The sequence below is a fragment of the Clostridium muellerianum genome (genome assembly GCF_012926525.1).
Lineage (GTDB): Bacteria > Bacillota > Clostridia > Clostridiales > Clostridiaceae > Clostridium_AM > Clostridium_AM muellerianum.
Window position 1 is genome coordinate 11996 of sequence record NZ_JABBNI010000029.1, and the last position, 21727, is coordinate 33722.

A 21727-nucleotide genomic window follows, 5' to 3' on the forward strand; every position below is an offset into this window, starting at 1 on the left:
TGGTAATTATTTTAAAATTATTTTATAATTCTTTATAAAATTTTTAAAATTGCTTTAAAAGATTTTTAATCTCTGTCTTTATAATGAACTCATAACAAGCAAGGACATTAAAAATAACATCCTTGCAAAAATATTAGGAGGTCATATTAATGAACAAGATTAAACTTTTATATGATGTATTTAAAACTATGCAGGAAAAGGAAGAATTTAATGTAAAGATCAAATTAGATGCTGCAAAAGGGGAAACAAAAGTATTATCCCTTTCTAAGGAACTTAGTACTAATACAACTACTGGGGAGTGTAAAGCTAAAATAAACAGTGAATTTGATTGTGATGGAAAAAAAGCAAAGCATGAAAGCAACACAGAGTTTAATATGAAGGATTGTGGACATCATAGATTCCATCATGACATAGGTAAAATGGGTCATATGGACCATCATGGTATGGGATGTTGTGAGCATAGAGGCATAAAGGGGAAACTTTCAAAAATCACTTTTATACTTAACACACTAAATAATCTTAAAATAGAAGAAAAGGATGAAATATCAATATTGTCTCTTAACTTGAAGGATATAATTAGTGAAATCAAGAATCATCATAAAGATTTAGGTGAAGCTCATAAAAACTTCCATTTTGAAGGTATGGGTGAACAACATAAGTGCTGTGATTTTATGAAAGAATTACTTTGCTCTGAAAATAGCAATGCTGATTTAAATGTATATGTTAATAAAAATAATGAAGTTGAAAAAATAGAAGTCACTGCTAAAGGTGAAAATAGTTTAAATGCTTTAGTAAACTTCAGTTGGTAAAGGTCTGTGGGTGTAAGCTTAAATTTTACACCCATTTTTTTATTTTAAGTGAGAATATACTGTGGTAATATTAATTGTAACTAAATTTTAAAGGTGGTATATATGGGGATTTTAAAAAAGAGTAAAAGTGAGCTTCACAAAGAGTGGCATGAAAAACATCATAGATGGCATAATGAACCTCATAAGCATTTACATGGAATTCATGAGATTCACCATAGGCATAAGGATGAATTTCGCTTATGTCATAAATATTTAATTTGGCTTCGTCCCATGGCATTTTTGATTAATATACTTATAATTTACTTGATCTTTAAGGTAGTGGGGATTAAGGCTATAACCATTTTTTTTGCAGCAATATTTACTGCTAAGGAAATTGCGCACTTATACATATATTGGCGATTAGAGAAAAGAATTATGAAGCCTATTGAAAGTCTAAAAACTGGAGTAGAGCAAATTGCCAAGGGAAATTATGAGGTTAGAATTGAAAAAAAAGTTTATAATGAAATTGGTATTTTAATAGATGAGTTTAATAAAATGGCAGAAAAACTAGAGCAGGGTGAAAAGTTAAAAAAAGAATATGAGGAAAATAGAAAGACTCTTATAGCAAACATATCCCATGATTTAAAAACTCCAATTACCTCAATAAATGGATATGTTGAAGCTATATTGGATGGTGTTGCACATTCACCTGATACAATAAATAGCTATCTTAAAACAATTCATAGTAATATAGATTATATAAATAGACTTATTGATGATTTATTTTTGTTTTCAAAGCTTGATATGCAAAAGGTAGATTTTAAATTTGAAAAAGTAAAGATAAAACCTTTTATGCAGGATTTGATGGAGGAATTTGCCTTTGTCTTAGGTGAAAAAAATATTAAATTTAGTTTTACTGATAAAATAGAAAGAGAAATAGAAGTTAACATAGATGGAAAAAGGATATACCAAACTATAAGAAATATTATAGGAAATGCTGTTAAATATGGTGAGAAAGAAACTTTAGCTATTTCCATTGGATTAAAGGATGAAAAAGATCATATAAAGATTATCATAAGTGACAATGGTCCGGGCATAGCTCCAGATAAGCTTCCTTATGTATTTGATAGATTTTACCGTATAGATACAGAAAGGACAAAAGATCTAATGAGTACAGGGCTTGGACTGGCAATTGCTAAGGAAATGGTAGAAGCCCACGGAGGGAAAATTTCCGTTCAGAGCATTTTGTCAGAAGGCAGCACTTTCATAGTAGAGCTTCCTATAGTAATTTAATGATAATGGTACAAAGAAGGAGAGATTTTTGTGAAACAGGTTTTAATAATTGAAGATGATAATAATATTGCAGCTTTAGAGAGAGATTATCTTCAATTGAATGGATATAAGGTAGATATAGAACAAGATGGAATATCAGGATTAAAAAGGGCTTTACTTGGTGTTTATGATGTAGTTGTAGTAGATTTAATGCTTCCTGGCAAAGATGGATATGAAATAGTAAAAGCAATTAGAGATAAATTTGAAATTCCCATTATAATTGTATCAGCTAAAAATGAAGATATAGATAAAATAAGAGGTTTAGGCTTTGGTGCAGATGATTATTTAACAAAGCCTTTTAGTCCAGCAGAATTAGTTGCAAGAATAAGATCCCACATTATGAGATATGAACGTCTATCAGGTAAAAAGGTTACTTTAGAGATTATCAGTCATAAAGCTATGGAGATTCAAACAGATTCCCATAAAGTATTTGTAAACGGCAAGGAAACTTTTCTAACAACTAAAGAATATGAATTATTGGTATTCTTAGCATCAAACCCTAATATAGTTTTCACAAAGGATCAAATATTTAGCAGCATTTGGGGAGAAGATTATTGTGGGGATACAGCTACTGTAGCAGTACATATACAAAAGCTTAGGAAGAAGATAGAAAAAGACTCTGGAAATCCTGAGTATATTGAAACTATATGGGGTACAGGATACAGGTTTAATTCGTAAATCAAAGCAAATACTCAAATTAAATAAATGTCAGATTTAATAAAAATGTTAGTGTTTTCCAAGTAAGTTTATTACTGATATAACAGCTGGTATAGTGATTATAGAGAAAACTGTAGTTAAAAAGGCACATTTTGAAGCAGCTATTTTATCACCATTATATTTTTCTGCTAGAACTCCTATTAAGCTTGCAGTTGGCATTGCCATTAAAATTACACATATATAAAGCAGTGTTTTGTCAGCATTTAAAAACCTAAGTACAGCATAAGTTAAAAATGGAACAGCTATAAGTTTTATAGAATTTACATAATAAATACTAAAGCCATTAAAAACGTCTTTTAACTTAACATCTGCCAGCATAGCTCCTATAATAAACATTGAAATTGGAGTAGTCATATTTCCTATACTTGATAAGGTATTAAGCAGCGGTAATGGAAGCTTTATAGAAAAAAGAAATATTATAATTCCTAAAAAGGTACATATAAGTGGTAAGTTTACAAGGCTTTTTTTGATACTTTTCAAGTCGCTTTTACCTGTAAAAAGTATAACTCCATAAGACCACATAAAAATGTTAAATGGAATTGTAAAAATTGATGTATAAAATACTCCTACATTTCCAAATATACCTTGAATTACAGGATATCCTACAAAACCGCAGTTTGAAAACACTGTTGCAAACTTAAATATACTTTTTTGAGAGTTATCAAATTTAAAATATAATAGTTTGCTTAAAATAATCAAAATAATATGTATCACAATGGAATAAAAAAGTATCATCACAGCACCTTTTAACATTTCCATTGAAAATTTAAAGTTGAAAGAATATATTATCATACAAGGCAGTGTCAAATTTACCAATATGGTAGAAAACCCTTTATTTACTTCATTTGTAATTACTTTTGTCTTTCTTAAAATAACGCCTACAATCATCATAAGTGTTAATATAAGTACTTGATTTATAATATTAGTATTCACTTATTACCTCCTACAGTAAAAAATCCTATGATACTGCTTTAAAAATTTTAGTAATCCCATTTTAAAGCTTAATTGTTATTTGAAAAATATTATATAAAAGCATAAATTTTGAGATAAAGCTAATATTAGTGAAAAATTTGTTTTATAGTGCTTTGATTTTACTATATACCTTTTTAAACATCTTTATAAAACTCGTCAATAGAGCTGCGCCAGTTTAATTTTGTATATTTTGAAACTAAATCTTTATCTCTATTTTGAAAGGCTTCAATAATTTTTTCATGTTCCATAACACATTGCTTGGAAAGAGTTAAGGATTCATGGAAAAAAAATCTTCTTACGTGAGCCTGCATCATAGTGACCATATTTTCTATATATTTGTTTTCAGCAGCTTTTACAATCTTAAAATGGAAGTCTGCATCATGTTTTATTGCTGAATGAAAATCTTTATTAATAATATCCCTGCGGATTACTTCATTGATTTCTTTTAATCCTTTAATAAAGGTATTATCAATTCTATCTATTGCAATTTCTGAAGCCAGGGCATGTAAAACACTAACAGGTGGTAGTATAAGTAATATATCTTCATGCTGAATCTGCGTCACAATAGTTTCTTTCCCGGGTTTCATTTCTACAAATTCTTGAATCTTTAAAATTTGTAAAGCTTCTCTAACAGGTGTACGGCTAATGCCCAAAACTTTTGAGAGCTCGGTATCATTTATTCTCTCTCCTGGGGCAAATGTTCCATCGATAATCCATTCTTGTATTTGTTTAAGAGCTTTTTCTTTAGCAGAAAGAGTTACAGGTGCTAAGTAGTCTTTAGGTATTGGCATTTTCTTTTCCACCTTTCCTTTAATAATATTTAATTGATTTCAAACACATTATTTTTGTTTTCAAAAGTATATAAATCTTCTTTTTTTATGCTTCTATTTAAAGTATAAACCTAAAGTGTGCAATATGCAATATATTGCATATTGAATGTTTTGACTTATAAATAATTAATTGAGTGTAAAAGTGAACTACCATAAAGTAAACTTCTTTTACCATAAGACCTTAGTGACAAAATTAATCCAAATTAAATATATTTAATTTAATTGAAATAGTATTATAATATAAAACTCTAATAGGTTAATGCTAAGTGGATTTATAATAAATTTAGCTATAAAATAAAAAAATGTTGCAATTTGTAGAACGATTTCATAAAATGTATATAAAGCAATTATAATGCTTTCAGTTAACCAAAGTGGAGTTTTGGGGTGTTATTATATGATGAATTATTTATTTATTGTAAAACAGTTATTGAATAATATGTTTTTATTCATTTCATTTCTTTTTATATGGGGACAATTTTTTAGAAATAAAAAGTATCTATTAACACCAATGGCTCCTATAAAGGTAAGGGTGTTATGTGGAATTATTGGAGGAGTCTTAGGTGGATTATTAATGTCTTTTATTATGAGAGATCAGAATTTTTTGCCAATAGATTTTCGGAATTTTGCTATAGTTATTTCAGCAATAAATGGTGGTTATTTATCTTCATTTATTACTGGACTGCTACTTTCTTGTTTTTCCATAATATCTTTAGGAGTAAATTATGAGTCATTAATTATATCGGTTACAATGCTAACTATAAGTATTGGATGTGGATTTGTTTCTAAAAAAAATATACAAAAAATAAACCAGTGGATATATATGATTAGTTATAGTTTAATTTTACAGTATACATTTATGCTTATATTCCCTTCACCTATGGCAGCAGGAGGCCAGAGATTTTATAAAAACTTTGTTATATATTCATTTTTAACAATTATGTTTGGATTTGTAGTATATTATTTATCAGAATATATAAACCAGTCAAACTTGATGTTTATGAAGTATAAGGAGGATTCTAGCAAGGACTTTTTAACTGGACTCAACAATGTTAGAGAATTTGATAGTTTATTTAATAATTTATCTAGGAAGGCAGTTGAGAAAAAAAAGAGTCTTTCACTTATGATTATAGATATTGATTGGTTTAAAAAAATTAACGATACATATGGACATAGTTCAGGTGATGAAGTGCTTAAACAACTTGGTGAAGTGCTTAAAAGAAATTGTAGAACTTTTGATATAGTTTCAAGGAATGGTGGGGAGGAATTTTCAATATTATTGATAAACTGTCCAAGTGCAGAATCTATAGAAATTGCTGAACGGATAAGAAGAGCAGTAGAAAAATATGAATTTATGTTACCAACAGGTGGAAAGGTTAACATTTCTGTATCTGTTGGTGTTGCAACTTATCCTAATATTGTAGGTAATACTGGAAAACTTAGAGAAAGTGCAGACATTGCTTTATATGAAGCAAAGCGTACAGGTAGAAATAAGGTAGTTCAATATTATTGATTTTATTTACAACCTATTAGTAAAATAGGGCTGCTTTTAAAGCAGGCCTTATTTTATTTTTGGAAAATGATGCTCATATAAATGCAGACTATAGTCTTAAACATTCATCCTATACACTCACATTGTGTAAATTACAAAAGAAAACTATTATATTTTAATTTTTTACAAATGTAAATATTTTATAATTATATACAGGGGGATATAATTATGAAAAAAGAAGAATTAAAATCTAACATATTTCTTTTGATTACTGCTGCAATATGGGGGTTTTCATTTGTTGCTCAAAGAGTTGGTACTAAATATTTGGGGGCTTTTACCTTTAACGGAATTAGATTTGCTTTAGGTAGTATTTCGCTAATACCATTAATACTGTTCTTTTCTAAGTCTAGCAGTTGCGCTTGTTTTTGAAAAAATAAACTTATATGGATTAACTCAATCTTTAGTACCAGTCCTTTATGGTGGAATATGTTCTGTAGGAATTGCATATACTCTGCAGGTAGTCGCACAAAAACATGCTAAAGCTTCCCATGCAGCTATTATTCTTAGTATGGAATCTGTTTTTGCAGCTCTTGGAGGATTAATTTTTTTACAAGAAACTATGGGAGTTAGAGGATATATCGGCTGTATTTTGATGTTGGCAGGAATGCTTTTATCTCAAATAAAAAGTAAAAAAAATTAAAGCTAAGGAGTTTATAGGGAAACGCCACTGACAATTAACTTATACTACTAGAATTATTAGTAATGTTTAATTTGTATTAACTATTATCAATAAATATTTTTTATAAGTTAAGCTATCAATATAAAAGCCATGCAATTTTTTTTATTTACAATTATATATTAAGGAGAGGATTACATGTCTATATGTATTTCAGAAGCTATGAAACTAGAAAGTTTTAAAAACTTTAAACTGCTATCAGGTAAAAATGGTTTGTATAATCTTATTGAGAAAATTGGTATTTTAGATTATGAGTATGCAGATGACAATAAAGGGAAGTTTGAAAAAGGAGACTTTGTAATAAGTAGCTTTTTGTTCGCGAAAAATGACGTTAATTTATTTTATCAAGCTGTAAAAAATCTTATAAATGAAGGTGTAAGTGGTCTAGGTATAAAAAATATATATTTTAAGGAGATACCAGATGAAATAATTGAATACGCTAGTGAAAGATCTTTCCCAATATTTATATTTGATAGCATTTGTTTTGAAGATATTATAACTGAAGTTATGAACTCAATAAGAGCTGTTGATTATTATGAACGCATAGAATCAAAAATTGATATGATAATTAAAAAGAATATAAGTAAATCCTTAAAAAGGGAATTAGCTTATGAATTAAACAACTTATTTAAAGAAAATATTATAACAGCTTATTGTAGAGAAAGAAAACATAAAGACAATGTAAATATAATGAGATTACTGAAGATATCTAAGGATACTGAACTCATAAATGAAGAAACATCATTTTTTAAATATAAGCATGGAATAATAATAATTTCTACTTGCGAAAATGCTGCTGATAAAAGAAATCTTCTAATAACAATAGAAAGCATTATTAGGAATGTAGGAATTACAGAATGTGAATATAATATTGGAATTAGTAATTACTACTTAAGTTTGGACGAGTTAGATAAAGCTATTAATGAAAGTCTTTATGCTGTAAGAGTATCAGAAATTTCTAAAAACAAAACTTTATTTAAGGATATGGGAATATATAAGGTTATAGTACCATTTTTAAATGAAATTTGGTTAAAGGACTTTTGTACAAATATTATTTCTGATTTAAAAAGTTATGATGAAAAATGCAATACAGAAATATTTGGTACAGCTGTTAAGTATATAGAAAATCAGGGAAATATCAAAAAAACAGCTAAAAATTTATGCCAGCATGAAAACACCATAAGATATAGAATTAATAAAATGAAAGAAATCTTAGGAATGGAAAAGCTAAATGGAGATTTTTATGAGCAATTATCCTTTGCCATTAAAATTAATAATCTATTGAAAGATATATTGTAAAAAATACAAAAATTCACAAGTAATTTACATAAATATTGATTTTGTTAACAGTTCCTATTATAATAAAAATTAAATTAACTTTTAGTTCTCTAAACAATTAAATTAAGCTTGAAGTTTTCTAAAGCTTTGAAATTATTAATTACTAAACGGCAGGAGCTAAAAGATAGCACTCAGTTTAACTGTGTTAACGGAAGGATAAGCCCGAGAAGTCATCTATATGATTTCTCGGCTTTTTATTTTAGGCTAGATTAGTTTTTAATAAAAGTATAATCAAGGAGAGGGTGGTATGTGATGATTGTTGAGTTTTTTTTAATTAGTTCGTTAAAATAAGAATAACTGAGATTAAATTTATTTGATAAGTGAGGTTAAATTATGTTCATGTACGTGTTTTCTATTGTAATTATTGTGGTATCAAACATATTTTATACTATATGTTCAAAATCAACGCCAGAAAAAGCGAATCCTTTTTCATCACTGTTTGTCACATATTTAACTGGGGCAATTATAACTATTATTGCATTTAAATTTTATAAAACCGATAAAGGATTTTTTCAATCATTTGAAGACTTAAATTGGACAAGTATAGTGCTCGGGTTTGCTGTTGTTGGACTTGAGTTTGGATATATGATGGCATATAGAGCAGGATGGAATATAGGCACAGGGTCCTTGGTAGCAAATATTCTTCTTGCACTTATGCTTATTCCAATAGGTGTATTATTTTATAAAGAAGGATTTGGTATAAATAAAATATTGGGTATATCATTTTGTATAATAGGATTAATATTTATAAATAAAAGATAATATTTAGTAAAAATATGCATAAGTTTACAATTTGCAGTATCTTTTAACATCATAATTATTTACTGTTAGAAGTGGGGCTGCCACACTAGAAATTTATATACAATATATCGTAGCATTTATTCTTAATGTGACAGCCCCTAATTCTATTAATAGTATCATTTCCTAAGATAAACTTTACTATATCTTTTAAGGACTAGTTTATCTATTATCAACACTCGGGGAGTATATGAATAGAATGAAAAAAATTAAGGTAATAAATTTGATTTGTAATTTGTAAAGCAGATTAATCTCTTCATTTTGGACAAAATCTAATAAATTTTCCATTTATATTTTAATATTAATTCTTGTTATTAAAATTCATAATCTACTAGAAAAGGGTTTGTAAAATTTATAAAAAGTAGTTTTTCTATCTTAAATTATTACAAAGGTAAAATTTAAAAAAAAGTGAATTTATATTAGTATAACTTGTATTTCTAGGCGTTAAATTTAAAAGCAAAGAATGAAACTAGTTATGAAATTAAATTTTTAGGAGGAAAATATTATGAAAATTAAACCTTTTGGAGTAGAAATGTACATGAATGCATACGAGAATGATTGTGAGTACAATCTTGCGGAAACCTGTGTAGAATCTTTAACAGTGGATGAACTTCTTAAGATGTCAGGGAAGAAGGATGAAATCATAAACGAAATAGTTAATATGAAGCTTACTTATGGTGCAATAGAAGGTTCAATGCCTCTAAGAACTGCAATATCACAGTTGTACAAAAATGTAAATGTTGAAAACATAACAATAACTCATGGTGCTATTGGTGCAAACTCATTAGCAATAGAAACTTTAGTTGAACCTGGTGATAGGGTTATATCTGTTCTTCCTACATATCAACAGCACTATTCAATTCCTGAATCAATCGGTGCTGATGTAAAAATCTTAAAACTTAGAGAAGAAAATGACTTTTTACCTAACCTTGATGAATTAAAATCTTTTATAAATGATAAAACAAAATTAATATGTATTAACAATCCTAATAATCCAACTGGTGCTTTAATGGATAAAGAATTTTTGATGAAAATAGTTGAAATTGCAAAAACTTGTGGAGCTTATGTCCTTTCTGACGAAGTTTATAGAGGACTTAATCAAGAAGGAGACAGCTTTACAGAATCAATTGCAGATTTATATGAAAAAGGTATAAGTACAGCTAGTATGTCAAAAACATTTTCACTAGCTGGTCTAAGACTTGGATGGATAGCTGGACCTGTTGAGTTTATAAGTGAAGTTAACAAGCATAGAGATTATAATACTATTAGTGTTGGTATGATTGATGATAAACTAGCAACAGTTGCCTTAGAAAATAAAGATAAAATAATAAAAAGAAATATTGGAATGGTAAGAAACAATTTAAAAATTTTGGATGATTGGATAGCAAAAGAGCCTAAGTTCTCATATGTTAAACCTAAGTCTGGAACAACTGCACTATTAAAGTATGATTTTGATATGTCATCAGAGCATTTTTGCTTAAAATTATTGAGAGAAAAAGGGGTTATGCTGCTTCCTGGTAGTGTTATGGATATGGAAGGCTACTTAAGAATCGGTTATACAAATAATCCTAAAATATTAAAGGAAGGCTTAGCAAAGATTTCTGAATTTATGAGTGAATTAAAAAAATAAATACTTTTATAAAGCTGTATTAAATTAGTCCAGGTAGAGCTAATAGTGTTAAAAATCACAAGCTTATTTTTATGCTAAATTAGCTCTATTTGGTATACATATTAAAAAGATCTATTTTTAGAAAATTCAAATTATTACTTGATGAAAGGTGAGGTATTGACATGAAACATAGATTTTTATCTAAAAGATATTGGAACAGTATATCTACGCCAATGGGTGAAAGTAGTAGTTTTTTAGATAAATTTGACGATTTAATAAATTTTAGTCTTGGGGATCCTGATTGCACAACTGATTCTAGAATAATCAATGGAGCTTTTCAGGATGCATTGAATGGACATACACATTATACAGATTGTTTTGGTGATAAGGAACTTAGAAATGAAATATGTAAACTTTATAACAATAAATATGATTACAAAGTGAAAATTGATGAATGTATGATAACAACAAGTGGCTGCCATGCAATGTGGTTAACCCTGGAGGCAATTCTAGATGACGGGGATGAAGTAATAATTCATGAGCCATACTTTACGCCTTATCCTGAACAAATAAAGCTTGCAAGGGGCATTCCTATATATCTCAAAACCTTTGAAGAAGAAGATTTTCAAATTAACTATGAAAGGCTGGAAAAGCTAATTACAAATAGAACTAAAGCAATTGTAATTAATACTCCTAACAATCCTACAGGAACATGTTTTAGTTATAATACTCTTTTATCCATTGCTGAAATTGCGATAAAACATGATTTGATTATAATTGCTGATGACATATATACTTTGTTCAGTTACTCTGAAAAGTTTCTTCCTATTACCACATTGGAGGGGATGAGTGAGCGCACAATAACTATTGGAAGCTTTTCAAAGGATTATTCCATGACAGGCTGGCGTATAGGATACATACTAGCACCATCATTTATTGTGCAAACAATTAAAGACATAAATGAAAATAATGTTTTTACTGCTCCTTCAATATCTCAACGAGCAGCTATACATGCTCTTAGAAATAGAGATGAAATCCAGCCTGGAATTGTAGAAGAATATAAAAAAAGAATTTATTATGCTTATGATAGAATCTGTAATATTCCTAATATGTCTGTACTTCCTCCCCGTGGCAGCATATACCTTTTTGTAAACGTTAAGAAAACAGGGCTAACTTCACAAAAAGTGACTGAAAAACTGCTTAATGAAGCTCATGTCCTTGTGATTCCAGGTAATGCTTTTGGCGAAGGTGGCGAGGGATATATCAGATTAGCTATGACTGTAGGAATTGATAAAATGAAGGAAGCTTTTGACCGCATTGAAAATATGAAGATTTTTAGTTAACTATTTTTATAGGATGAATGCTTAAAATTTGTAAGCAAATTTACCATAGAAAAAATTCTTTTAAAAGAGGAGATAAAAAATGAAAAAAGAAAAAAAATTAGGATTAACCTTACTACTTGCTTTTGGAATTGGCTCTATGATTGGAGGCGGAATTTTTAACAGTCCTACAGATCTTATAACTAAAGCAAACCCTAAAGCAGTTTTAATAGCTTGGGGGATTGGGGGTACGGGTGTAATATTTTTGGCTTTAATTTTTCAATTGCTTGCAAATAGAAGACCAGAGCTTACTGGTGGAATTTTCACATATGCAAAGGAAGGCTTTGGCGAATTTATGGGCTTCAATTCTGCATGGGGATACTGGTTAAACGCTTTGCTTGGAAATGTAGCTATGTTTATTCTTATCTTTAAAACCCTAAATAGTTTAGTAGGTGAAATGAAACCTTTAGTATCTTTTTTAATGGCCTCTGCACTGCTGTGGTTTATACATTTTATTCAAACTCGCGGCTGTAAAAGTGTAGGAATAATTAATGCCATTGCTACAGCTGGAAAAATAGTACCACTATTGTTGGTAATTATACTTGGCATTACAATATTTAAGTCACAGGTTTTCAATGTTCAAAATTGGAAAACAGTCATTGTTTCCACTGGCGATACTGCTACAGTTGCATCACAGGTCAAAGGTGCAATGGGGACTATTTTATGGTGCTTTATTGGGGTTGAAGCTGCAACAGTGCTTTCTGAAAGAGCAAAATCTCAAAAAATTGTAGGTACAGCCACTGTATTAAGTTTGCTTGTAGTTCTATTAATTAATGTTCTTATTACAGTAGCAGCTATGGGATCTATTCCAGCAAAGGTTCTTGCAAGTTCACAAACTCCTTTAGCAGATGTTTTAATAAGAACATCTATTGGAAACATAGGCGCTATAATTGTTAAAATTGGTTTAATTGTTGCACTACTTGGTAATCTTATGAGCTGGATTATGCTTACTGCTGAAATTGCTTATATTGCAGCAAAGGGTGGAAGTATGCCTAAATGGTTTACAAAATTAAATAGCCATGATGCTCCAGTAAATGCATTATTAATTACTGATTTAGTAACACAGATATTTATTTTTTCACTGTTTTCACCAGCACTTCAATCAGCTTACAATACCGTATTTTTAGTTGCTACAACTTGTATTCTAGTACCTTATTTGTTCTCGTCATTATATGCATTTAAAGTTTCAATGCAAGATAATTTAGGAATAAAGGATAAAATTGTTTCTTTATTGGCATCTGTTTATTCTGTATATGTAATTTATGCTGTTGGAATAAAGTATCTAGGAGCTGCTTTAATAATGTATGCTATTGGAGTATTTGTATACTTAAGAGCTAGAAAAGAACAAAATAAACCTATTACTTCAAAAGAAAAAATATCTATTTCAATAGTTTCATTATTGGGAGTATTAATGATAGTAATGATTGTAACTGGGAAAATTCAGCTTTAATTGTGTTTACAATTTAACAACCATATATTTATAGTTACTTAGATGTGTACTTTTTTAAAAATAATTTGTAAAATCTACAAAAACTAATCATTATTATTAAGATTACTCCAAAGGAAAAGGTTAAGAAAAATTGAAATTGTTATATTGTAAAATTAAAATTTAGGAGGAAATAAATATGTTTAAAGTTAAAGTTTTAAATCATGATGTCATTTCAAAAATATTAGATATGAAGCAGGTTATAAATGCTGTTGAACAAGTCTATACACTAAAAGCAAAGGGAAAAGCAGATCTTTTTCCAATGGTATTTCATGAGTTTGAACGTGGAGTTGCAGATATGGATATTAAGTCTGGATGCATTAAAGAAGCAGGTTTTTTTGGATTAAAACTTGTTTCCTGGTTTGGCGAGAATGCCAAAAAAAATATGTCACCTATAATAGGTACATCAATAGTATTTGACACTGAAACAGGTAAACCTTTAGGATTATTAAATGCAGAATATATAACGGGTATGAGAACTGGTGCAGCAGGTGCAATTGGTGCAAAATACCTAGCAAGAAAGGATTCTGAAAACTTATTAATAGTAGGTACTGGACATCAATCAGCTTTTCAAATTGCAGCTACATTAATAGTAATGGATAACATAAAAAAAGTTAGAATTTACGAGCCAATGGGGCCTGAAAAAGCAATTAGCTTTGTTGAATCAATAGGACAAGTATTAGAAAATGAGTTTTTATCAAAATATAAAGAAGATAAACAGGCTTATAATGAAATTGCAGAAAAGTTTAATGTAATTTTTGAGCCTGTACATGATATAAAAGCTGCTGTAGGAGAAAGCGATATAATAATTACAGCTACACCTTCAAGAAAACCTATGATAGATAAGGAATGGGTTAAACCAGGAACACATTTTAGTTGTGTTGGTTCAGATATGGAAGGAAAACAAGAAATTGATGAAAATATTTTTGCTAAAGCAAAGGTATATGTAGATGATATAGCTCAAGCAATAAATGTAGGAGAAACTGAAATTCCAATAAAAAAAGGGATAATCTCTAAAGAAGATATAATTGGCGAAATAGGATACTTAATGATAGGAAAAATTAATGGTAGAACAAGCAATGATGATATTACCATATATGATACAACAGGAATAGCTCTTCAAGATTTGATGACAGCAAAGCTTGCACTAGGCATTGCTGAAAAGAAAAATCTTGGTGTTGAAGTAGATCTATAAACTAAAGAAAAAAATACACATGCTAGTAGGGAGCATTTTAAGTTTATGCAAAATTAAATAGGCAGGGCTTAATTTTAAAGGAGGGGGCTGTGGCATTAAGAAATTTACATACAATATATTGTGGGATTTATTCTTAGTGTGACAGCTCCTTTAGTCCATAGATATATGTGGCTTCAAATTGTGCTATAGGAGAATTATACCACAAAGCTAGTATTCATGCGGCTTTCATATATTTTAAATACTTATTTTCAAGCTATCGCTTATTGACTTTTCAAGGTGCGAAACTTAAGAATAGAGTTATTCTCATCAGATGAAGTTTGTATATAAATTTAAACTCCATCTGATGCTTATTTACACAAATCTCTATCTTATTCCAACAGAATCAAAAGCACTATTTATAGCCTCTATTTCATTTGAAGAATCACCATATATATCTGAAGCAGCTGATATTAAAGCTTTTCTTGCTGCAGAAAAATCTGAATTATAAGTTAAGTAGTTAGTAAGTGCTCTGTAATAAATCCTTGCTGTTTTTTCACAACCTATAGACTTAGCAACTAAAAATGCTGCTTTATTAGGTATTCCACTATTTGTATGAACATCTCCCCCATCTTCATAATCACTCATATTAGCTGGTTGATTATAAAGAGTTGGATCAGCAAGGCTTCTTAATGCATCACCTGGTTTATTTGGAGTATAAATTTCGTCTCCTACAACCCAATCTTTAGCATCAAACCTCCATGATCCTCCATTTTTAACATTATATCTATCATAAGTTTGAATCAAAACTCCAAATACATCAGAGAAAGACTCATTTAAAGCACCAGATTGATCATAATATTCTAAATCTGCACTATTTGTTGTTACTCCATGAGTTAACTCATGAGCAACTACATCAAGATCTCCACTAAAGTAAGTAAAACGGCTTCCATCTCCATCACCATAAATCATCTGTCTTCCATCCCAGAAGGCATTATTATATTTATTACCATAATGAGTTGTAGATTCTATACTCATACCTTTACCATCTATACTGTTTCTATTAAATAAATTTTTATAAAAATCATAAACTACTCCAGAATAGTAATGTGCGCTAACAGATGCTTTGAAAACTTCAGTGTTGAATCTATTACTACTATTACTTACTATTGTTCCAGGTTCAGTTTTTTTATTATTTGCTGTGTAGGTTTTTACTTGTCCACTCATTGGTTTAGTTGTGTCTATCATTTGATATGATGATCCAGATTTAGATAGATTTAATTCTTTAGTACTTCCATCAACGGCTGTACCTGTTCCTTTATCAGCTGTACTTTTAGCTTTTGTAAGTTCGTCATATCTTATATTGCTTGTCTTACCAACTATATCACCAGATACAGCATTTACCATGACATTCCAGTTGCCTATTTCTGGTTGCGTATAGTATATGTTTACTTTGTATACAAGTATAGGAGTGTTATCTTTAACTATAAATTGCTTTTTAACTTTTGGCTGCTCTTCTAATTTAGCAGAATTAAACTGCTGTTTTGCAATCTTAATTGCGTCTTTCTCTGTAAGAGTTTGAGCTTTATAGTTATCTATAGATTTATATTTGTTATTAATTGAACCTACTATATTTTTTATAATACCACTTTTATCTAGATGTATTATAACTTCACTACCATCTATAGGAATTGTGTTTATAATCTGAGCCAATTTTATTTTTGTATATCCCAATTCATCCTTTTCAATAGATACTACTTTAAGTTTACTTGCATCTCCAAATAATGATTTGTTTTCATTAACATAAGAAAGTATACCCTGTTCTGTTGCTTCAATTTTATTAGATAGCTTTCCTTGTAAAAATATATTGGTTTTCTTATCTTGATAACGAGTTGAATTTTGAATATTATTATTTGAAGCATATACTGCGTTTCCAGAGCTTGTACCACTTGCAAGGACTCCATTAAAACATCCAGTTCCAGCTACCATAGCAACTGCTAACATAACTGATAAAGCATTTTTTTTCATAAAATATCCTCCCTAACATTTAATTTGCATATATTTAATTTTTAATGCAATGCATTACTTTATACTGTGTAATATTTTTACATATATGTTATTTATGTCCTTGCAATAATTGTATTCAAAAAATTCAAAAAAGTCAATGATAATGATGCATTTTTGTAAACTATTAAAATGTTTTGAATTTAGTTGTAAAATTTACAAATTCATGAAATTAAATGTATTGGCTAAAGAATATAATATAGATATTGTTGATTAAATTTCTTACTTTAGGCATATTCAAAAAAATAACAAGTCAGTATGTTAGTATATTTTGCGTCATACTGCGTCAACAAAACCCTTTAATAGAACAACTATCAGCGGAACCTGTTTCCTTGCCGATGACAAAATATACCAACATCTTCTTAACCTAAACTTATACTATAGATAACTAGTAGTTAACATTTAAAAGGTAAGATTTATAGTATAGAAATCAAAGGAAGAAGATGATCAAACTTGAACATAAGGGAAATTTTAAAACACAGTCCTTTAATTGCATATAGATTTAGTAATTATTGGTGGAGAGTTGAGAAAGCCATAATTATCTTTTAGTTCGCAGTAATGTTTGAAAAATTAAAGTCATTAGAATACTGCTTGAAATAAGGAAGGTAATTTATTAATTCTTAAATCTTTAATTTTTGCGCTGTTTTTAGAAAAGGGAGGAGTATAAAATGAAAAAAGCCATTTTAAAAGTTATTTCGATTATATCAATTAGTGCTATGTTTTTTTCAGGCTGTGGAACTACAGCTGCATCACAAGCTAATAATAAAGGTGAAAAAGTGAAGATTGAATACTGGCATGTTAATGCTGAAACCCAGGGAGGAAAAAGTGTAGAAAAGTTAGTAAAAGATTTTAATGCACACAGTAGTACAGTAGAGGTAGTGTCTAAATATAATCCTGACATGTATAAAGGATTGCTGCAGAACTTACAGGCAGAGAGTGCTACTGGTAAGTCTCCAGCTTTAGTACAAGTTGGCTGGGCATTTTTAGATTATTTTTCAAATAACTTTAGTTATACAGAACCTCAGAAAATTATTGATTCTTATTTTCCTCAAGATAAGAATTTTATAAAGGATAACTTTTTGCCTAATGTATTAGATCTTGCAAAGAACAGTAAAAATAGTCAGGTAGGTATTCCTTATTCACTAAGTACACCAGTTCTTTACATAAATAAAGATATTTTAAGACAAGCAGGTTTGGATGAGAATGGACCCAAAACTTGGGAAGAATTAGTGACTTTTTCAAATACCATCAAGGAAAAGACAGGAAAGTACGGTTTTTATATGCAGGAGCCAGCGGACAACTGGGCAACTCAAGCATTATTAGAGAGTAACGGAGCTAGAATGATAAAGGATGGTAAAGCAGCTTTTGCATCAGAGGAGGGCATTAAGGCTTATGAAGCTTATGCAGATATGGTAGTAAAGAGTAAATCGGCACTTCACATATCTTGGGATGAAGGCGTTAAATCTTTTATTGCTGGTAATGTTGGTATGTTATATACAACAATTGCTAGAAGGGAAAACATTCAAAAAGGTGCTGCCTTTGATGTTGCAGCAATTAATTCACCTGCATGGACAGGTAAAACAAAGCGTTTACCTGCAGGAGGATGTTTCCTAGCTATAACAGCTAAAACAGAAAAGGAACAAAAGGCAGCTTGGGAATTTGAAAAATATTTATATAGTGTAGAGTCTATGGCTGAATGGACAAAAGGTACGGGTTATGTTCCACCAAGAAAAGATGTGGCAACGGCAGAAAATGGGTTAAAGAAATTTTTACAAGAAAATAAAATGATGACTGCAGCAACTACTCAAATGGATGGAGTTGTATCCTGGACTTCCTTTCCTGGTGATGCAGGCCTTCAAGCAGAACAAATATTACTTGACACAAGAGACAAAATTTTAAGTGGCAGTGTATCTTCTAGAGATGGTTTAACTTCTGCTCAAAACAAGATTAATGCATTACTAAAAAAATAGTTGCAATAAATTAATTGTTAAAGGCAGGGTTCACCTCTGTCTTTAGCGATATTTAAGGAGGATTAGAGTTGGAAGGTCAAAAAGAAATATTAATTGGTAAAGGACGAGAAAAAATTTATAAAAATAGTTTGTTAAACTATATAACTAAACAAAAAGTTATAGCCTACCTATTTATATTACCATCACTTATGGTTTTTGCTATATTTATGTTCTGGCCATTAATTAGAACAATATATTTAAGTTTTTTCTCCTGGAATATGATTAAGCCTACAAAGGATTTTGTTGGATTTGGTAATTATATAGCCTTGTTTAAAGATCCACTTACCTATAAAGTATTAAAAAATACTTTTGCTTATATATTTATCCTTTTGATATTAAACTGTGCAGCACCATATATATTATCTTTTATTTTATCTGTAGTAATAAAAAGAGGCAAAGGTTTCTATAAAAGTGTAATTTTTTTACCTAGCGTTATTTCACTAGTAGTAGGTTCAATTTTATATTTATGGATTTTAAATCCTGTATCTGGTCCTTTAGCAATTGTCTCAAAATTCTTTGGAATAACAATGCCTGTATGGAGTAAAAGGGATGGACTGGTTATTGTGGTGCTTAGCATAATAACAACCTGGAAGGTATTTGGCTATAACTTCATTGTGGTGCTGGCAGGGGTTTCAGGAGTATCAAAGGAAGTAATTGAAGCTGCCAAGCTTGATAATGTGCCAATGTATAAGATATTTTTGGACATTGTACTGCCAATGAGTAGTGCTACAGGAGTTTATATTTTTATCATGACTATTGTGCAGGGACTTCAATATGTATTTACGCCAATTAAAGTTATTACTCAAGGTGGTCCAGATAATGCAAGTTCTAATGCTATTTATAATGCATATCAGGAAGCCTTTGTATTATATAGGACAGGTAACGCTTCAGCCTTTGCAATTTTGACAATGTTATTTTTTATAATACTGCTTATTTTAGAATTTAAATTTGTTGAAAAAGGAGTATACTATGAAAATTAAATTAACATCACAGTTTATATGGCACATCCTTTTAATATTAATTGTAGCTATGTCTCTATTTCCTATACTTTTTGCAATATCCAGTTCTTTTAAGGATTTGAATGAAGCCTATAAGTATACTTTTGCAATTATACCACTTCACCCTACATTAAATAATTATATGGAGGTGCTTAATAGGTTGCCTTTCTTCAAAATAACAGGTAATACTTTTTTCATAGCTGCGACTGTTACATTATTTAAAATAGTAACCTCTGTTTTTGCAGCTTATGCCTTTGTATATTTTGATTTTAAGTATAAAAAACTTATATATTTTCTATTAATAAGCACTATTTTTATACCTTTTACTGTAACAATGATACCAAACTATTTAACAATTTCAAAGCTAGGCTTTAATGATAGGCTGCTTGGAATTATTCTGCCAGAACTCGCAGATGCAACAGGTATTTTTCTTATTAGGCAGTCTATGAGAACTATTCCTTTATCTCTAATTGAGGTAGCTAGATTAGAGAAGGCTGGACATTTTAGGACAATGAAAGACATCGTATTACCGCTAACTAAACCAGCTATTATTTCAACGGGAATTATGTTTTTTATTAACTCCTGGAATGAATATGTATGGCCAGTTTTGATTTTAAAAACAAAGGAAAACTTTACACTGCCTTTAGCACTTCAATTATTTATAAGTTCAGAAGGCGGTACAGATTTTACCATTGCTATGGCAGTAGCTGTTATAACAATGATAATACCAGTGATATTGTACATTGTATTTCAAAAGTATATCATTAATACTTTTACATCATCAGGAATAAAGGGGTAAAAAAATTATGAAAGAGATTGTTTTTGAAAATGTATGTAAGGCTTATGGTAAAAATACTGTGGTAAGCAATTTGAATCTTACCATAAAAAGTGGAGAAAGGTTAATATTATTAGGACCATCTGGATGTGGCAAATCAACCACTCTTAGAATTATTGCAGGCTTAGAAGATATAACTTCAGGAAAACTATATATGAATGGAAAATGTGTAAATGAAGTTTCAAGTGGAGATAGAAGTGTATCTATGGTTTTTCAAAACTATGCTCTTTTTCCTCATATGACACTAAAGGATAACATTACCTATGGCTTAAAGGTTCATAAGGTGGAAAAGGAAGAAATTGAAAAGAGATTAAATTTAGCTGTAGATATGCTTAAGTTAAAGGGACTAGAAAATAGAAAACCTAAGGATTTATCCGGGGGGCAGCGTCAAAGAGTTGCTCTTGCAAGGTCAGTAGTAAAAAGAAGTGATTTTTTCTTATTAGATGAACCTCTTTCCAATCTGGATGCACAGCTTAGAGGTCATGCTAGAAAGGAATTGGTAAAGATTCATGAGATGTATCATCAAACTTTTGTTTACGTTACTCATGATCAAGTAGAAGCTATGACAATAGGAGATAGAGTGGCATTAATGAATAAGGGAACTATTCAGATGGTGGACACTCCTCATAATGTATATAATAGGCCTGCCAATGTATTTACTGCAAAATTTATTGGATCACCTTCTATGAATATTTTTGAGGTTAACTGCTGTCATGACAAAATAGTGGTAGGAGGACAACAGCTGCTTTTGCCAGAAATGTGGTTAAAAAAAATTAATGAAAGTAAATGTGAAAAATTATTTTTTGGCATAAGACCTGAACATATTAAGTTAAGTAAAACCCAAACAGAAAATTGTTTTAAAGGTTTTGTGAAATATATTGAAAACTACGGAAATATGCTTGGTATATATTTTGAAGTTGAAGGTAATGAAATTATTGCTATAGCAGATAATACAGATTTAGAAAATAATGATTTAGTGTATTTTCAGCCGGATTTTTCAAAAATACATTTATTTCATGGAACTACTGAAAATTCTATTGGTTATCCAGAGAAATATAGTGTAGATAACTAAATAGTATTTATAGTATTTTATGTATTGCTTTTATATAAGAATAAAACAGTGATTACTAAATATATTGTTGTATGTTTTATAGTAATTATAGTAAACTATATGTA

At 29.6% G+C, this 21727-nt stretch carries 19 protein-coding genes; 16 read left to right on the forward strand and 3 right to left on the reverse strand.

The genetic code is table 11. The features are described from left to right. Positions 1-149 precede the first annotated feature (149 nt). The 3 genes from HBE96_RS15200 (at position 150) to HBE96_RS15210 (ending at position 2798) form a co-directional block, all read left to right on the forward strand. Positions 150-809 (forward strand): hypothetical protein, encoded by a 660-nt coding sequence (locus HBE96_RS15200; protein WP_169298593.1) that lies wholly within the window; start codon positions 150-152, stop codon positions 807-809. 102 nt (positions 810-911) lie between these two features. Then, entirely contained in the window at positions 912-2081 is a 1170-nt protein-coding gene (locus tag HBE96_RS15205; protein ID WP_169298594.1) for a HAMP domain-containing sensor histidine kinase, read from the forward strand. Between the two features lie 30 nt (positions 2082-2111). Next, entirely contained in the window at positions 2112-2798 is a 687-nt protein-coding gene (locus HBE96_RS15210; protein ID WP_169298595.1) for a winged helix-turn-helix domain-containing protein, read from the forward strand. Positions 2799-2846: 48 nt separating this feature from the next. Here the strand turns inward: HBE96_RS15210 and HBE96_RS26865 are convergent, their stop codons facing one another. Together HBE96_RS26865 and HBE96_RS15220 are read right to left on the reverse strand one after the other, a co-directional pair. Continuing rightward, on the reverse strand, positions 2847-3770 hold the full coding sequence (locus HBE96_RS26865; protein ID WP_169298596.1) for an AEC family transporter: 924 nt from the start codon (positions 3768-3770) through the stop codon (positions 2847-2849). A 173-nt stretch (positions 3771-3943) separates the two neighbouring features. After that, positions 3944-4600: a GntR family transcriptional regulator gene (locus HBE96_RS15220; protein WP_169298597.1), complete on the reverse strand. Its 657-nt coding sequence runs from the start codon at positions 4598-4600 to the stop codon at positions 3944-3946. A gap of 433 nt (positions 4601-5033) precedes the next feature. Between HBE96_RS15220 and HBE96_RS15225 the strand changes: the two genes are divergently transcribed. The 9 genes from HBE96_RS15225 (at position 5034) to HBE96_RS15260 (ending at position 14669) form a co-directional block, all read left to right on the forward strand. Beyond that, complete coding sequence (locus tag HBE96_RS15225; protein WP_169298598.1) at positions 5034-6149, forward strand: GGDEF domain-containing protein; 1116 nt, start codon at positions 5034-5036, stop codon at positions 6147-6149. 207 nt (positions 6150-6356) lie between these two features. After that, positions 6357-6557, forward strand: a complete 201-nt coding sequence (locus tag HBE96_RS26975) for an EamA family transporter (protein WP_425350744.1) — start codon at positions 6357-6359, stop codon at positions 6555-6557. A gap of 4 nt (positions 6558-6561) precedes the next feature. Then, positions 6562-6828, forward strand: a complete 267-nt coding sequence (locus HBE96_RS26980; RefSeq protein ID WP_425350746.1) for an EamA family transporter — start codon at positions 6562-6564, stop codon at positions 6826-6828. A gap of 174 nt (positions 6829-7002) precedes the next feature. After that, the gene (locus HBE96_RS15235) at positions 7003-8163 is read left to right on the forward strand and encodes a PucR family transcriptional regulator (RefSeq protein ID WP_169298599.1); all 1161 of its coding nucleotides are present in this window, start codon (positions 7003-7005) and stop codon (positions 8161-8163) included. Between the two features lie 372 nt (positions 8164-8535). Continuing rightward, complete coding sequence (locus HBE96_RS15240; protein ID WP_169298600.1) at positions 8536-8964, forward strand: EamA family transporter; 429 nt, start codon at positions 8536-8538, stop codon at positions 8962-8964. Positions 8965-9505: 541 nt separating this feature from the next. Continuing rightward, a complete protein-coding gene (locus HBE96_RS15245; RefSeq protein WP_169298601.1) occupies positions 9506-10630 on the forward strand; it encodes an aminotransferase in 1125 nt (374 codons plus the stop codon). 161 nt (positions 10631-10791) lie between these two features. Further along, positions 10792-11952: a pyridoxal phosphate-dependent aminotransferase gene (locus HBE96_RS15250; protein ID WP_169298602.1), complete on the forward strand. Its 1161-nt coding sequence runs from the start codon at positions 10792-10794 to the stop codon at positions 11950-11952. Between the two features lie 79 nt (positions 11953-12031). Continuing rightward, positions 12032-13438, forward strand: coding sequence for a basic amino acid/polyamine antiporter (locus HBE96_RS15255; RefSeq protein ID WP_169298603.1), 1407 nt, complete (start codon positions 12032-12034; stop codon positions 13436-13438). Positions 13439-13613: 175 nt separating this feature from the next. After that, complete coding sequence (locus tag HBE96_RS15260) at positions 13614-14669, forward strand: ornithine cyclodeaminase family protein (protein WP_169298604.1); 1056 nt, start codon at positions 13614-13616, stop codon at positions 14667-14669. Positions 14670-15032: 363 nt separating this feature from the next. Here the strand turns inward: HBE96_RS15260 and HBE96_RS15265 are convergent, their stop codons facing one another. Continuing rightward, the gene (locus HBE96_RS15265) at positions 15033-16673 is read right to left on the reverse strand and encodes a M4 family metallopeptidase (RefSeq protein WP_169298605.1); all 1641 of its coding nucleotides are present in this window, start codon (positions 16671-16673) and stop codon (positions 15033-15035) included. A 704-nt stretch (positions 16674-17377) separates the two neighbouring features. Here HBE96_RS15265 and HBE96_RS15270 point away from each other — a divergent pair. From HBE96_RS15270 to HBE96_RS15285, 4 genes are all read left to right on the forward strand, one after another. Continuing rightward, on the forward strand, positions 17378-18679 hold the full coding sequence (locus tag HBE96_RS15270; RefSeq protein WP_169298606.1) for an ABC transporter substrate-binding protein: 1302 nt from the start codon (positions 17378-17380) through the stop codon (positions 18677-18679). Positions 18680-18747: 68 nt separating this feature from the next. Next, the gene (locus HBE96_RS15275) at positions 18748-19698 is read left to right on the forward strand and encodes a carbohydrate ABC transporter permease (protein ID WP_425350745.1); all 951 of its coding nucleotides are present in this window, start codon (positions 18748-18750) and stop codon (positions 19696-19698) included. After that, entirely contained in the window at positions 19688-20515 is an 828-nt protein-coding gene (locus HBE96_RS15280) for a carbohydrate ABC transporter permease (RefSeq protein ID WP_169298607.1), read from the forward strand. Before HBE96_RS15275 ends, HBE96_RS15280 begins: the two co-directional genes overlap by 11 nt. Positions 20516-20522: 7 nt before the next feature. Further along, entirely contained in the window at positions 20523-21623 is a 1101-nt protein-coding gene (locus HBE96_RS15285; RefSeq protein ID WP_169298608.1) for an ABC transporter ATP-binding protein, read from the forward strand. Positions 21624-21727 lie beyond the last annotated feature (104 nt).

Bases quoted from the DNA above. Each gene is read 5' to 3' on its own strand.
- HBE96_RS15200 (WP_169298593.1), top strand. From the start codon at position 150: ATGAACAAGATTAAACTTTTATATGATGTATTTAAAACTATGCAGGAA.
- HBE96_RS15205 (WP_169298594.1), top strand. From the start codon at position 912: ATGGGGATTTTAAAAAAGAGTAAAAGTGAGCTTCACAAAGAGTGGCAT.
- HBE96_RS15220 (WP_169298597.1), bottom strand. From the start codon at position 4,600: ATGCCAATACCTAAAGACTACTTAGCACCTGTAACTCTTTCTGCTAAA.
- HBE96_RS15225 (WP_169298598.1), top strand. From the start codon at position 5,034: ATGATGAATTATTTATTTATTGTAAAACAGTTATTGAATAATATGTTT.
- HBE96_RS26975 (WP_425350744.1), top strand. From the start codon at position 6,357: ATGAAAAAAGAAGAATTAAAATCTAACATATTTCTTTTGATTACTGCT.
- HBE96_RS15235 (WP_169298599.1), top strand. From the start codon at position 7,003: ATGTCTATATGTATTTCAGAAGCTATGAAACTAGAAAGTTTTAAAAAC.
- HBE96_RS15240 (WP_169298600.1), top strand. From the start codon at position 8,536: ATGTTCATGTACGTGTTTTCTATTGTAATTATTGTGGTATCAAACATA.
- HBE96_RS15245 (WP_169298601.1), top strand. From the start codon at position 9,506: ATGAAAATTAAACCTTTTGGAGTAGAAATGTACATGAATGCATACGAG.
- HBE96_RS15250 (WP_169298602.1), top strand. From the start codon at position 10,792: ATGAAACATAGATTTTTATCTAAAAGATATTGGAACAGTATATCTACG.
- HBE96_RS15255 (WP_169298603.1), top strand. From the start codon at position 12,032: ATGAAAAAAGAAAAAAAATTAGGATTAACCTTACTACTTGCTTTTGGA.
- HBE96_RS15260 (WP_169298604.1), top strand. From the start codon at position 13,614: ATGTTTAAAGTTAAAGTTTTAAATCATGATGTCATTTCAAAAATATTA.
- HBE96_RS15265 (WP_169298605.1), bottom strand. From the start codon at position 16,673: ATGAAAAAAAATGCTTTATCAGTTATGTTAGCAGTTGCTATGGTAGCT.
- HBE96_RS15270 (WP_169298606.1), top strand. From the start codon at position 17,378: ATGAAAAAAGCCATTTTAAAAGTTATTTCGATTATATCAATTAGTGCT.
- HBE96_RS15280 (WP_169298607.1), top strand. From the start codon at position 19,688: ATGAAAATTAAATTAACATCACAGTTTATATGGCACATCCTTTTAATA.
- HBE96_RS15285 (WP_169298608.1), top strand. From the start codon at position 20,523: ATGAAAGAGATTGTTTTTGAAAATGTATGTAAGGCTTATGGTAAAAAT.